Annotated in this window: 12 protein-coding genes and 1 riboswitch; of the genes, 1 reads left to right on the plus strand and 11 read right to left on the minus strand. The window is 30.2% G+C overall.

The window, feature by feature from the left end; translation table 11 throughout:
• Positions 1 to 60: 60 nt before the first annotated feature.
• Entirely contained in the window at positions 61 to 540 is a 480-nt protein-coding gene (locus A500_RS01460; RefSeq protein ID WP_040436405.1) for a hypothetical protein, read from the minus strand.
• 61 nt (positions 541 to 601) lie between these two features.
• Here A500_RS01460 and A500_RS01465 point away from each other — a divergent pair, with 61 nt between their 5' ends.
• Positions 602 to 1,339 (plus strand): alpha/beta hydrolase, encoded by a 738-nt coding sequence (locus A500_RS01465; RefSeq protein ID WP_016205822.1) that lies wholly within the window; start codon positions 602 to 604, stop codon positions 1,337 to 1,339.
• Positions 1,340 to 1,512: 173 nt separating this feature from the next.
• Here A500_RS01465 and A500_RS01470 read toward each other — a convergent pair whose 3' ends face one another.
• The 10 genes from A500_RS01470 to ilvD form a co-directional block, all read right to left on the minus strand.
• Entirely contained in the window at positions 1,513 to 3,501 is a 1,989-nt protein-coding gene (locus A500_RS01470) for a methyl-accepting chemotaxis protein (RefSeq protein ID WP_016205823.1), read from the minus strand.
• 164 nt (positions 3,502 to 3,665) lie between these two features.
• A riboswitch (cyclic di-GMP riboswitch) is annotated at positions 3,666 to 3,752 on the minus strand.
• 17 nt (positions 3,753 to 3,769) lie between these two features.
• Positions 3,770 to 4,438, minus strand: a complete 669-nt coding sequence (locus A500_RS01475) for a helix-turn-helix domain-containing protein (RefSeq protein ID WP_016205824.1) — start codon at positions 4,436 to 4,438, stop codon at positions 3,770 to 3,772.
• A 307-nt stretch (positions 4,439 to 4,745) separates the two neighbouring features.
• On the minus strand, positions 4,746 to 4,916 hold the full coding sequence (locus tag A500_RS20665) for a hypothetical protein (protein ID WP_016205825.1): 171 nt from the start codon (positions 4,914 to 4,916) through the stop codon (positions 4,746 to 4,748).
• Between the two features lie 112 nt (positions 4,917 to 5,028).
• A complete protein-coding gene (glmS, locus tag A500_RS01480) occupies positions 5,029 to 6,855 on the minus strand; it encodes a glutamine--fructose-6-phosphate transaminase (isomerizing) (RefSeq protein ID WP_016205826.1) in 1,827 nt (608 codons plus the stop codon).
• A 739-nt stretch (positions 6,856 to 7,594) separates the two neighbouring features.
• Positions 7,595 to 7,834, minus strand: a complete 240-nt coding sequence (locus A500_RS01485; RefSeq protein ID WP_016205827.1) for a GIY-YIG nuclease family protein — start codon at positions 7,832 to 7,834, stop codon at positions 7,595 to 7,597.
• 122 nt (positions 7,835 to 7,956) lie between these two features.
• Positions 7,957 to 8,913 (minus strand): 1,4-dihydroxy-2-naphthoate polyprenyltransferase, encoded by a 957-nt coding sequence (menA, locus tag A500_RS01490; RefSeq protein ID WP_016205828.1) that lies wholly within the window; start codon positions 8,911 to 8,913, stop codon positions 7,957 to 7,959.
• Between the two features lie 221 nt (positions 8,914 to 9,134).
• Complete coding sequence (locus A500_RS01495) at positions 9,135 to 9,563, minus strand: hypothetical protein (RefSeq protein ID WP_016205829.1); 429 nt, start codon at positions 9,561 to 9,563, stop codon at positions 9,135 to 9,137.
• 103 nt (positions 9,564 to 9,666) lie between these two features.
• Positions 9,667 to 10,671: a ketol-acid reductoisomerase gene (ilvC, locus tag A500_RS01500; RefSeq protein WP_016205830.1), complete on the minus strand. Its 1,005-nt coding sequence runs from the start codon at positions 10,669 to 10,671 to the stop codon at positions 9,667 to 9,669.
• Between the two features lie 12 nt (positions 10,672 to 10,683).
• Entirely contained in the window at positions 10,684 to 12,360 is a 1,677-nt protein-coding gene (gene ilvB, locus A500_RS01505) for a biosynthetic-type acetolactate synthase large subunit (RefSeq protein ID WP_016205831.1), read from the minus strand.
• A 98-nt stretch (positions 12,361 to 12,458) separates the two neighbouring features.
• On the minus strand, positions 12,459 to 14,117 hold the full coding sequence (gene ilvD, locus A500_RS01510; protein WP_016205832.1) for a dihydroxy-acid dehydratase: 1,659 nt from the start codon (positions 14,115 to 14,117) through the stop codon (positions 12,459 to 12,461).
• Positions 14,118 to 14,129: the final 12 nt, after the last annotated feature.

Consider the following 14,129-nt stretch of genomic DNA (forward strand, 5'->3'; position numbering starts at 1 on the left):
TATTTATATATTCAATTCCCTTATTTACTAATCTTAATTTATCATTATATTGTGATACCCTTACATTTTTATTAATGAATTTATTAAACCTAAAAAATCAACTTTACAAGAAAACCTTGAGTAATTATCTGGATTTAATGATTCATCGCTAATAGTCTCACAATACTTTATCAAAGGTAACCTGTCCTCAATTTCTAAATAAAAAGATTCTTTTTCTATGTTTTGAAACTTTTCTATAGTTAAAATATTCTTATAATGAACTACATAATACTCAATACCTATATCCTCTGTTTCAACTCTTATATCCATATTTGACCCACAGTGAAGTATTGTATTTTCATTTAAAGCATATTTTTCTCCATTTACAGAAAAAGAACATTCTCCTCTTATAGGTATTACTATTCCACATAAATTTTTTGCAGTTTTTCTATTAAGATCCTTCTCTTTAGGAGGTAAACTACTTTTAAAAATATCAACAAATTCCATAGAATTCTCAGAAAAATATTCAGTTAACCAATTAATACTTCGTTTCATATTCATTGACCTTTTCCCTTTATTATTTTATACTTGTGAATAAATCTTAACATAAAGGAGTAAATTTATGAATAATTTTAAAATAAAATCAAATTATACTAATAGCTTTTATGATATTAGTTTCTATATACCAGAAGAATCAAATGAAAATAATTTACCACTAATATTGGTTTTAGACGGTGGATACTACTTTGATGTAGTAAAAGCTTGTGTAAAGCAACAAAGGCAAGCATCTGCTAAAACCGGAGTTAATTCAGCTATAGTTATTGGCATTTCTCATCAAGAATTTGAAAAAAAAGAAAAGAGATTTTTAGATTTTACAGCTCCAGCAGATAAATACATAATTGATGAAAAAAGAAAAGCAATAATCCCTGAAAACCTTGGTGGAAGTGAGGACTTTAACAAATTTATAGAAAAAGAGCTTTTTCCAATAATTGAAGGTAATCTTAATTTTGATAAAAATAACACTACTATAATTGGCCATTCTCTAAGCGGCTATTATGTATTATGGAATTTATTAAAAGGATCAAATATCTATAAGAATATAATATCCTTTAGTCCATCAGTATGGTGGAATGACTATGAGCTTTTAAACTTTCCTAACTTAGAAAAGAGTAATAAAAATATTTTCATTGGAGTAGGAGAAAAAGAAGGATATATGGTTGATGGAGCACAAAAAATATATGATAAAATTAAAAATTTTAATAAAAATTGTACTATATATGTTGCCCCAGAAGAAAACCATGGCTCTGTAGTAATTACTAGTATAAGTAGGTCCCTTAGATATATTAATTTATTTGGGTGAAACTACACTCCAAAAGACCCCATTACTTGTATAAAATAAAATCTTTATAGTATTTTATAATAATTCTTCATACATATAAAAAAATTGCAGATGTATGCAGTCTCTTCTGCAATCTATCCACAATTTTTTCTTTATTTTATTCTAAAGAGTTAATTTTTATATAAATTTTGAATTTAAACTTTGAACTTCATAATAATTGCCTGTAGATTCTGTGCTAAAATTGATAATCCATCACTTGAACCTGCTATTTCTTCTATAGAAGCCGTCTGCTCTTCCATTGACGCTGATGCTTGTTGGGTAGCGGCAGAATTTTCTTCTGCAATAGAAGAAAGATTTTGTAGAGTAGTAAGTATTTCATTCTTCATCTTTTCCATTTCTTCACCAGAAATATTTAGTTGTTTAATAGCTTGTTCAGAATCCATCATTACTTCGGCGATTAGTTCATATTTACTTTTACTGCTAATCACGCTACTTTTCTGCTCATTTGATATAGTCGATACTCTTTCCATTGTTTTTACGGCATTTTTAGAATTGCTTTGTAACTCATTTACTATTTCATTAATTGTCTTTGTAGATGCTCCTGACTGTTCTGCTAATTTTCTTATTTCTTCAGCAACAACTGAAAAACCTTTTCCCGCTTCCCCTGCTCTTGCTGCTTCTATAGCCGCATTTAAAGCCAATAGATTAGTTTGCTCTGCAATAGAAGCAATTACATTACTTGCTTGTCCGATTTTATTGGAACTATCATTGGTTTTTAAAATAACCTCATGAATTTCTTTTGTAGCCCTACTACTTTCTTCAGTTACTTTTGTTAATTTTTCAATTTCTTTTAATCCCTCATCAACAACAATCCCAACATTTTGATAAGCATTGTTCAACTGCTTCAGATGTCCTTGATCTTTTTCAATAATTTCTCCTAATGCTTCGGACTTAAATGCACCTTCTTCTGTATTTTGTGCTTGATTAGTTGCACTTCTTGCTATTTCTTCTACTGTTCTTGATACTTCTTCTGCTGCAGTGGCTGATTGTTGTGATATAGCCGTCAATTCTTCCGAAGCAGCAGACACTTCTTCTGAAGAACTGCTAATATCTTTAATTATATCCCTAAGATTTATAGTTATACTCTGTAAAGATTTTGATAGTACTCCAACTTCATCTTTTCTACTTAAAAACATCTCTGACACATCTTCTTTAAGGTCTAAATTTGCTAATTTTTCTGAATGATGTACTATACTTATAATTGGTTTTGTAATGGAATTACCAATTAAGTATGCTATAATAACACTCACTATTAAAACAATAATCATAATCATTGCAATATTCTTTTGTAGGGTTGGGATTGCAGACAAAACTTCATTCTGATTAGCAGTAATAACAACTATCCAATTACTATCTTCGATAGGTGCATATCCAGCATATAGCTTATTTTTATTAAAGGAGTATGTACCAACCCCCTTCTTTTCTGCTAATATTTTTTCAAACATCTCAGCCAATGAGGTTAAACTTTTATCGCTTTTTGCTTCTTCAATTGGTGTAAACTGTTTTACTACTTTTTCTCTATCAGTATGACCAACTACAGTTCCATTATTATTAATTATGTATCCATATCCTTCTTTACCATATCCCACATCATCTGTAATTTTACTTACTGCCTCTCCCTCTCTACGACCTATTAATGCCCCTATTACTTTTCCATCTCTTTCAATAGGAGTTGCATACATTAGAACAATATCATTTGTTACTTTACTAATTAATAAATCAGATATATTCGTCTCTCCCTTTAGGGCTTTTTGTACATATTCTCTATCTCCTAGCTGACTTGTGTTTCCACCTGAATAATAGGCAGTACCATCAAGTTGTACAACTGCCAGATCAAGAAAATCTGTTCTTTCTACTTGTCTTTGTAATATGGGTTTTTGTATCTCCCAATCCATACTTTGAATATCTGCCCTTAACGATATCATTTCTAAGATTTTCTTCTGTGTTTCAATTCGGCTATTTGTAAGTCTTGCAGCCTCAAATGATAGTGCTTCCAGTGATTTTTCTGCTTCTTTAGTAAGAGATTGACCTGCTCTATATACAGAAACAATACCTACCAAAAAAGAAGATAATAAAATTAAAATTGAAAAATAAGTTATTAATTTTGTTTTAATACTTTTCATTTTACACACACCTCTTCCATCTTATTTATTTAAATATTAGTTTATTATGTATAACAAATTTTCTTATTTAAAAAGTAGTCAGAAAATTTGTAAAGCTAAACTCTTTAAATACATAAAAAAAGACTTCATTAGTTCTGCATAATCAGAACAAAAGAAGCCTTTAATTATGCAACCGGCTGCCATATTACTTATGTAATTTAGGCCCTTTGGCTTTGCGTCCTTACTTTTCAATAAGTTTGCCTTTTATATATTTTCTCTCATTAATTACCTATATAGTATTCAAATGTACTAATTGTACGCTTGAATTCAAGTATACTTTCCCATCAATTATTATGGGTTCCGAATATACTTCTACTTCTTTAATTTCATCGTTACCAATCTTATGCTTAAAAGAAAATGTTTTTTTCAATTCTAATTTTGCTTTTCTCATTTCTTTATATATCTCTTCCATAGATAGTGTGTTTATATCTGTTATCTTCATCTTTTTTAGTTGCTCTAAGGTATATTTATAAAACTCTGCAGCACAGTCATTGGCATCAATAATATTTCCAGTAAGAGGATCAATAATTAACATTATTTTATTACTTTGATTAAACATTGACCAATAATTATCCTCTCTTGATTTTATTGAGTTCCTAAATTCATCTAATAAATGATTATTATCTTTTAAGAATCTAATAAACTTAAAAACTTCTGGTTCATTAATAATGAAATCTTTAAAATCTATTGGAATTCTCTTGGCTTTCATAAACAATTCATCAATACTAACATTTAAAGTCTCTGCTATCTTTATTAGAACTTCATCACTTGGAGTAGTTTCAACATTATTCTCAAGTTTACTTATATACGGATATCCTACCCCTATTTCTCTTGCAAGTTCTCTTTGTGTCATCTTTCCTTTTCTAATACTTTTTAGGTAAGTTCCGAATTGTTCCATCTTCAATCACCCTCCATTTCACAATTATACATATTGTTGTGCTATCACGCAACATAAAAAGACTATTTTTTACATTTTTTATACTATTGTTATAAATAAAGTTAGGCATCAAGGTTTAAGGTGTAAAATCTTCCCTTTTTCAGTCTTAAAATTGATAAAATCTTATGTTCCCCGTGCTATCTTCCTTCAGAAAAATAAAAAATTGTGCACAGATTCAGTGTGTAAACTGTAATCTATCCACAATTTTTCTAACAACTTTATTTTCTCTCTGAAAAGTTTGTTTTATATCTCAAGACTTTATTTGAATCTAATTAGTTGCCTTATCTGATAACTTTTCTAAATCTGCTATAATAACTTTTACTAAATCTAACTTTCCTTTAGCATAATCCTTGTCAGTTAGCCAGTTTATTCCTAATTCTAATGCTTTTTCAGTTTCTTTATATTCATTTAGTAATGTCTTTATTAATTCTTCATTCATATATATCAACTCCATAAATTAATTTAAATTCATTGTTGTTTTATATAATTTAATTATAAAATAACAATATTTTATTTAACCCTTTTACCCTCTAAAATTTATCTTCTAACTCCTATTCAACTGTAACGGATTTTGCTAAGTTACGTGGTTTATCTACGTCACAGCCTTTTTGTTTAGCAATATAATATGCAATTAATTGTAATGGAACTACTGAAATAACTGGTGCTAATAAAGTACTAGTTCTTGGTATATATATTACTTCATCACAAATTTGTTCTGCTTCTTTATCGCCTTCATATGCTATACCTAAAACTTTAGCACCTCTTGTAATTACTTCTCTGATGTTGCTTATCATCTTGTCTTTTAGCTTATCATCTGTTAGTAATGCAACTACTGGAGTCCCTTCTTCAATTAGAGCAATTGTTCCATGCTTAAGCTCTCCACCTGCATATGCTTCTGAGTGTATATATGATATTTCTTTTAATTTAAGAGATCCTTCTAATGCAACTGCATAATCTAGTCCTCTTCCTAAGAAGAATGTATCTTTATCCATATAGTTTCTTGAAGCGTATTTTTGTATATATTCTTTATTACCCATAACTTCTTTTACTTTTTCAGGTAATTGTAATAATTCCTCTTTTAGTTCATCAGCAAACTCTTTTGATAAAGTTCCTTTTATTTCTCCAAAGTATATTCCAAGCATATACATAGCTATTAATTGTGTTTCATAAGCTTTTGTTGATGCAACCGCTATTTCTGGACCAGCCCAAGTGTAAATAACATGGTTTGCTTCTCTTGAAGCTGAGCTTCCAACAACATTTGTAATAGCTAAAACTTTTGCACCTATTCTCTTTGCATCTCTTAAAACTGCTAATGTATCTGCTGTTTCCCCTGATTGACTTACAACTATTAATAATGATTTATCTGTTATTAGTGGATCTCTATATCTAAATTCTGATGCTATATCAACTTCAACTGGAATTTTTGCTAGCTTTTCTATAATTGTTTTTCCAACTAACCCTGAGTTATAAGCCGTTCCACATGCCACTATAAATACTCTATCAAAGGCTTCAAGGTCTTCTTTTGTGAAGTTTATATTTTCTAAGTTAATAGGAGAATCTTTTAACACTCTTGAAGTTAGTGTATCTTTTATTGCTTTTGGCTGTTCATGAATTTCTTTTAACATGAAATCTTCATAGCCACCCTTTTCAGCTGCATCTACATCCCAAGTAACATGGAAAACTTCTTTATCTACAACTTCTCCATCTTCTGTTTTTATTTCTATTCCATCTCTTGTCATTATTACAAATTCTTTATCTTCTAATAGATATATTTCTCTAGTATGATTTAAAACTGCTGGTATATCTGATGCAATAAAGTATTCTTTCTCACCTAATCCAACTATTAATGGACTATCTTTTCTAACTGCAACTATTTTATCAGGTTCATTTTTACAAATAACCCCAATTGCATAGCTTCCTTCCATTTTAGAAGTTGCCTTTGCTACAGCTTCAAATAAATCACCTTTATAATAATAATCAACTAAATTTGGAATAACTTCTGTATCAGTTTCTGAATAAAATTCATATCCCTTTTTCTTAAGCCATTCCTTTAATTTTATATAATTTTCAATTATTCCATTATGAACAACACTTATTGTAGCATTTTCATTTGTATGAGGATGTGAATTAATATCTGATGGTTCTCCATGAGTTGCCCATCTAGTGTGTCCTATTCCTATTGTTCCATTTAAAGGACTCTGCTTTAAATTATCATCTAAATTCTTTAAACGTCCTTTGAATTTTCTTACTTTAATTTCTCCATCTTCTAATACAGCTACTCCTGCTGAATCATATCCTCTATATTCAAGCTTTGATAATCCCTCAACTAATATTGGAGATGCTTCCTTTTTTCCTACGAATCCAACTATTCCGCACATACTTTTTCTTCCTTCCTTACTTTAAAGATTTTCTAATTTTTAATAATGTTTCTAGTTTTAATTTTAATAAAGAAATAAATTCTCTATTGAAGGTTTTAACACCAAGCTAATATTGTCCTATAGATCGCTCTACAGTTTTGTTAGCTGTTAACGGTAGTGTGCAATACCGTGGGGCACCCGCCGAAGTATCGATACTCCCCAACCTCGTCAACTTAAGTGAGCCTCTAAATCTATGATTTAATCAGGCGAATTTACTCATTCGAATGCATATGAGAAGGAGTTTCCTTTTTTCCACCGCTATAATGCATAAGTTTTTTATAGGAAACTCAACTCCTTTTAATCGTTAAGTAAGTTCCACCAACCAAATCATAGATTTGGGGTGTCACTTAAGTTCTGGCGCTTTTCTACTTCTTAATTAGTATTTCTCCTTTCTTCTAAAATGATTTTGGTAATATATGCTATGCATCTAAATTCAAAATCTACACTAATTTTAACATAAATTTTGTTAAAATCAACTGTTTTAATTTAAATTTAATTATTTTAAGCTTTTTAAGTTAATTAATTCACTATATCTTCTATTATCTCTTGTTTGCTCTTGTTAATAACTATACATGTAGATGTCTAGACATATTATCAATGTATAATTACTAATAGATAATGTATAATTAATAGAAAAAACTCAGCCAAAGCTGAGTTTTCACATAAATTCTTTCATTTCTTCATTTTTTCATTTCTCTATCTATCCGTTTATTAGTTTTAGTTTTTCATTTCTAGATAATTGTTTTATTGCATATTCCCTTTTCATTGCATCTTTTTTATCTTCGAATTCTTCAAAATATACTATTTCAACTGGTAACCTGACTCTTGTATATTTAGCTCCTTTCCCAGTATTGTGAACTTTAAGTCTCTTTTCTAAATTTGTTGTCCACCCTGTGTATAAGGTATTATCTGAGCATTTTAATATATATACATAATTCATTTTTTCTCCTAGAATCCTGTAGTTTAAAATTTCTATAGAAGTTTACTTATTTACAAAATCATTGTTTATATATTTTTCGTCGCAAATTTACTATGAAAATTATCATAATAGTTTCTTTAATATTAGATATAAGATAAAATAACTCCAACTAATACAGTTAATGCATAAAATGCATTCATTATAACACAATTTTTTACTGCTAATATAAAAGTGTCTTTCTTAGTTTGAATTTTATTAAATTTATTTATGTTTTTTTGTACTATCTTTAAGGCTAATAAGGTTACTATTGAAACTATTGGAAGTATTCTAAGTAATACCCCTGCTACTATAGCTATAAAGCCAATATAATATATCCATTTAAATACCTTTAGGGCATTTTCTTTACCAATATATATTGGAAGAGTGTATCTTTTATTAACTATATCTTCATCTATATCACAAATGTTATTTGCAAGCATTATATTTGCTATTCCCATAATTAAAGGTAAGCTAACTATAAAAATATATATTAATTCAACTATATTTAAATTAATTGATATACTACTTAAATTACTAAAACTAATTGATAGAATTTTTAAATCAAATATATGTATGTAAATACTTAAAAATGTTATTATAAATCCCATTGCAAGTCCTGAAAGAATTTCTCCAAAAGGTGTTCTTGATATCGGAATTGGTCCAAAAGAATATGCAATTCCTATAACAAATGAAACTGCTCCAACTAGTAAAACTATTATGTTTGTATTTTTTACTAATAATAATCCTAAAAAGGTAGCTAAAGCTAACATAATATAAATAGTTAATCTAACTAATCTTGGATTTAATTTATATTTAACTATAGCATTATGAGTTTCATATCCATATCCTTCTTTCCTTATCGCCTTTGCATAATCCATATAATTATTTATCGCTGTAGTTGTCATATCAAATATAATCATTGATGCAAACATTATTATTGCATTTTTTATATTAAAATTATCATATCTATATAAAGTATAAAAGGTTCCTAATAAGAAAGGAATTACACTTGCTACTTTGGTTTGTATTTCTACTAATTTTAAAAAGCTTACTATATTCAAAATTATTCCTCCTAAAAGTATAATATAAATTATATTTTATTACTTTTATCCAAAATAATAAAGTGGATATATGTAAATTTGCTTATGACCTCGCTTCGCTCCAAGTCAACGCAAACTTACATATGTCCACTTGAAAACTGAAAGAAGGAAATTATAAAAAGATTATTCAAAGGGTAATCTTTTTATAATTTCCTAAGAAGTACAAATGGTCTATACCCTTTTTAATTTAAAAATGCTTGTGCTTCTAGTTTAGCAGATTCTTGACTCTCTAAACCACTTTCATCATATTCTGTATGATTAAAGAAATAGTCCGCCATTTGGAATCTTTTTACTCTTGATATGTTTAGTTCCTCTGCTAAATCATCTAAAAATCTTACCTCTGACATTTCATATTCTGCATCAGCTAATGCAACCCTCATTAATTCAAAAAATACTATATTTATTATTCTTTCTCCTGAATCCTTGAGAATTTGTATAGTTTCTTCATGACTAATATCTTCTAACTCTAAATTCTCCATACTCATTTCTTTTAAAGCTCTTTCAATTAGTTCTCTTTCCTTTTTTTCAACTTTATCATCTACTAAAGCAAATTCTATAAGTAGATTGATATATGCAGTACCTATATCTTTATTAAATTCACCTAAAAACATAGCCATCCTCCTTTGTTTATACCTATTTATATTATACCATAATTTAGTTTTATATAAAGTAAAGTTGTTATGTATAATAAAACATAACAACTTCACTATTATCTTAATCTAATTTTTTAGTATCTATCCAACTCATCATTTCTCTCAATTCTTGTCCCACTTTTTCAATTGGATGTTCTGCTTCCATTTTTCTTCTTGCATTAAACATTGGTCTTCCAACTTGATTTTCCAACAACCAATTTTTAGCAAAAGTTCCATCTTGGATCTCTTTTAAAACTTTTTTCATTTCTTTCTTTGTTTCATCTGTTACTATTCTATCCCCAACCATATAGTCACCATATTCAGCTGTATCTGATATAGAATATCTCATCATTCCCATACCACCTTGATATAGCAAATCTACAATTAACTTCATTTCATGTAAGCACTCAAAATAAGCATTTTCTGGTGCATATCCCGCTTCTACCAAAGTTTCAAATCCAGCTTTTATAAGTGCTGTACATCCTCCACAAAGAACTGCTTGTTCACCAAATAAATCTGTTTCTGTTTCGTCTTTAAATGTTGTCTCTAAAACACCTGCTCTAGCTCCACCTACTCCATTTGAATATGCTAATGCTAAATCACGAGCATTTCCTGTAGCATCTTGATATACAGCTATTAAACAAGGTACTCCTGAGCCTTCTGTATAAGTTCTTCTTACCATATGTCCAGGTCCCTTTGGTGCGCACATAAATACATTTACATCTTCTGGTGGAACTATTTGACCATAGTGAATATTAAATCCATGGGCAAATACTAGCGAGTTTCCCGCCTCTAAGTTTGGTGCTATTTCTGATTTATATACCTTCGCCTGTTTCTCATCTGGTAATAATATAACTACTACATCAGCTTCTTTTGAAGCTTCAGCAACAGTTGTAACTTGTAGACCTGATTTTTCTGCTCTTTCCCAAGATTTGCTTCCTTCATAAAGTCCAACTACCACATCAATTCCACTATCATGTAAATTTAATGCATGTGCATGTCCTTGGCTACCATATCCAACTATAGCAACTTTCTTCCCCTTTAATAATTCTAAATTTGTGTCCTTTTCATAATACATTTTTGCCATTTTTTTAACCCCCTAATTATCTATATCTTCTTCACTTATTATTTCATCAATTGCTGCACCAGGTGCAACCATAGGAAACACTTTTTTATCATTATGAATAACATAATCTATTACAACCGGCCCCTTAAATTCTAAAGCTTCATTTAAGATAGGTTCTAATTCTTCTTTTTCATATACTCTAAAACCTCTTCCTCCAAAAGCTTCTATTAGTTTAACAAAATCAGTTGATCTATTTAAAGTTGTTGCTGAATATCTTGCTTCATAGAAAAAGTTCTGCCATTGCCTAACCATTCCTAAGGAATTATTGTTTAATATAATTACTATTACAGGTAAATTATTTTTAACAGCTGTAACTAATTCATTGCAATTCATTCCAAAGCTTCCATCACCAGCTATATTAAAAACTTGCTTATTTTTTAATGCTATTTGAGCTCCAATTGATGCTCCAAGTCCAAATCCCATTGTTCCAAGTCCCCCTGAGGATATAAAACTTCTTGGTTTTTTATAATTAAAATACTGTGCTGCCCACATTTGATGCTGTCCAACTTCTGTTGTAATAACAAAGCTTCCATCATCTAGTTCACTTAATTTTCTAAATAAGAATTCTGGAGTTAGTTCACCAGTAATAGAGGTTTCCTTAACGTCTAAACCCTTTAATTCCCTCATTTTTTCTAACCATTCTTCATTTTTCTTTTCCTTTAATAATGGTATCAATTTTTGAAGAACGATTTTCAAATCTCCAACTATAAAAGAATCTACCTTAACATTTTTATTAATTTCTGCTGGATCTACATCTATATGAATTATCTTTGCATTTTTCAAACTATTTTCATTGCTTACAACTCTATCACTAAACCTTGCTCCTAAAGTTATTACTAAATCACACTTTGAAGCTAAAATATTAGATGCTTTAGTTCCATGCATTCCTATCATTCCTGTATATAAGGGATGATTATACTGTATAGCTGATGTCCCCATAAGAGAAGTTGCTATTGGTGAATTTATTTTTTCAACAAATTCTCTAAGTTCTTCAAAGGCTTCTGATGCAACTATTCCTCCTCCAGCATAAATAAAAGGATTTTCTGCTTCATTTATTAAAGCAGCTACTTCTTCTAAAGCTTTATCAGTTATATGCTTAGTTTTTCTTTCAACCTTTTTTGGAGTTATTGCTTCATATTTTGTCTTAGTTGCTGTTATGTCCTTTGGTATATCTATTAATACTGGTCCTGGTCTTCCTTCCTTTGCTATATAAAAGGCTTCCTTAATTATTTTTTGTAAATCATTAACATCCTTAACTATATAATTATGCTTTGTTATTGGTATAGTTATTCCTGTTATATCTACTTCTTGAAAACTATCTCTTCCTAAAAGCTGCTTTGTTACATTTCCAGTTATAGCAACCATAGGTATAGAGTCCATATATGCCGTTGCAATCCCTGTAACAAGATTAGTTGCTCCCGGTCCAGATGTAGCTAAACATACCCCAACTTTTCCAGTTGCTCTAGCATAACCATCTGCCGCATGTGCCGCCCCCTGTTCATGAGCTGTTAATATATGAGTTATTTTATCTCTATACTTGTATAATTCATCATATATATTAAGAACAGCTCCACCAGGATACCCAAATATGGTGTCAACGCCCTCATCTAAGAGAGACTTAATTAATATTTCAGCTCCTGTCAAAAACATAAATACCCCCCTTTTATTCAGTTGACAGTTGAAAGTGCACAGCTCACAGTTATAAAATTCTATTCCTTAACTGTAAACTGTGAATTGTGAACTGTTAACTATTTTAATATTGCTCCTTTGCTTGCTGAGCTTACTAACTTAGCGTATCTTGCTAAGTATCCTTCTTTTACCTTTGGCTCAAGTATTTTTAGATTTCTTTTTCTTTCTTCTAAAACTTCATTAGGTACTAAAAGTTCTAGTTTTCCATTTGGTATATCTATTGAAATAGTGTCTCCTTCTTCTACTAAGGCTATAGTTCCACCCTCTGCTGCTTCTGGGGAAACGTGGCCTATTGCAGCTCCTTTTGTTGCCCCACTGAATCTTCCATCTGTTATTAATGCCACATATTTATCTAATCCCATACCTGCTATTGCTGATGTTGGGGATAACATTTCTCTCATTCCTGGTCCACCTTTTGGACCTTCATATCTTATCACTACTACATCACCTTTTATTACTTTTTTAGATAGAATTGCTTCGATTGCCTCTTCTTCAGAATCAAATACTCTTGCCGGACCTTTATGTGTTAGCATTTCTTCTAGTACTGCTGACTTTTTAACTACAGCTCCAGCTTCTGCTAGATTTCCTTTTAATACTTGAATACCACCTGTATTGCTATAAGGTTTATCTATACTTCTTATTACATTATTATCATTTACTACTACACCTTTTAAGTTTTCTTTATGTGTATTTGAAGTTGCTGTTATACAATCTAAATTAAGTAAATCCTTCTTTGAAAGCTCCTTCATAACAGCTTGAACTCCACCTGCCCAGTATAAATCTTCTATATGCGTGTCTGATGCTGGTGCTAATTTACAAAGGTTTGGAGTTTTTGAAGATACCTCATTAATAATATCTAAATTCAATTCAACTTTTGCTTCATTTGCAATTGCAGTTAGATGAAGTACGCTATTTGTTGAACATCCTAAAGCCATATCAACTGTTAAAGCATTCTTTATAGATTTTTCATTAACTATATCTCGTGGTTTTATATCTTTTTCTAGTAAATTCATTATTTTCATACCTGCATATTTAGCAAGTCTCATTCTTTCTGAATAAACTGCTGGTATAGTTCCATTGCCAGGTAACGCCAACCCTAGTACTTCTGCTAAGCAATTCATTGAATTTGCTGTAAACATTCCTGAACATGATCCGCATGTTGGACATGCCTTGTTTTCAAGTTCACATAAATCTCCCTCTAACATAGTCCCATTCTCATAAGCCCCAACTGCTTCAAACATAGTTGAAAGTGATACTTCTTTGCCCTTAAATTTCCCTGCAAGCATTGGCCCTCCACTCACAACAATCGCTGGAATGTTTAGTCTTAATGCTGCCATTATCATACCTGGAACAATTTTATCACAATTTGGTATTAAAACTAATGCATCAAATCCATGAGCCTTGACCATACACTCTATGGTATCTGCTATAAGCTCTCTTGTAACTAAGGAATACTTCATTCCTTCATGTCCCATTGCAATACCATCACATACTCCTATAGTTGGGAATACCAAAGGTGTTCCACCTGATAGTAATACCCCTTTTTTAACTGCTTCAACTATTTTATCTAAATTTATATGACCTGGAATTATATCATTTTGTGATGTTACAACTCCAATTAATGGTCTATCTATTTCTTCATCTGTAAGACCTGTAGCCTTTAGTAATGATCTATGAGGAGCCCTTGATGGTCCTTTTTTAACTACGTCACTTCTCAAATAACTCACCTC

The organism is Clostridium sartagoforme AAU1, from assembly GCF_000401215.1.
GTDB lineage: Bacteria > Bacillota > Clostridia > Clostridiales > Clostridiaceae > Clostridium > Clostridium sartagoforme.

Excerpts from the sequence above, each read along its gene's own strand:
- ilvC (WP_016205830.1), bottom strand. The coding sequence starts at position 10,671 with ATGGCAAAAATGTATTATGAAAAGGACACAAATTTAGAATTATTAAAG.
- A500_RS01465 (WP_016205822.1), top strand. The coding sequence starts at position 602 with ATGAATAATTTTAAAATAAAATCAAATTATACTAATAGCTTTTATGAT.
- ilvB (WP_016205831.1), bottom strand. The coding sequence starts at position 12,360 with ATGTTTTTGACAGGAGCTGAAATATTAATTAAGTCTCTCTTAGATGAG.
- glmS (WP_016205826.1), bottom strand. The coding sequence starts at position 6,855 with ATGTGCGGAATAGTTGGATTCGTAGGAAAAAAGGAAGCATCTCCAATA.
- A500_RS01495 (WP_016205829.1), bottom strand. The coding sequence starts at position 9,563 with ATGTTTTTAGGTGAATTTAATAAAGATATAGGTACTGCATATATCAAT.
- A500_RS01470 (WP_016205823.1), bottom strand. The coding sequence starts at position 3,501 with ATGAAAAGTATTAAAACAAAATTAATAACTTATTTTTCAATTTTAATT.
- A500_RS01475 (WP_016205824.1), bottom strand. The coding sequence starts at position 4,438 with ATGGAACAATTCGGAACTTACCTAAAAAGTATTAGAAAAGGAAAGATG.
- A500_RS01485 (WP_016205827.1), bottom strand. The coding sequence starts at position 7,834 with ATGAATTATGTATATATATTAAAATGCTCAGATAATACCTTATACACA.
- A500_RS01460 (WP_040436405.1), bottom strand. The coding sequence starts at position 540 with ATGAATATGAAACGAAGTATTAATTGGTTAACTGAATATTTTTCTGAG.
- A500_RS20665 (WP_016205825.1), bottom strand. The coding sequence starts at position 4,916 with ATGAATGAAGAATTAATAAAGACATTACTAAATGAATATAAAGAAACT.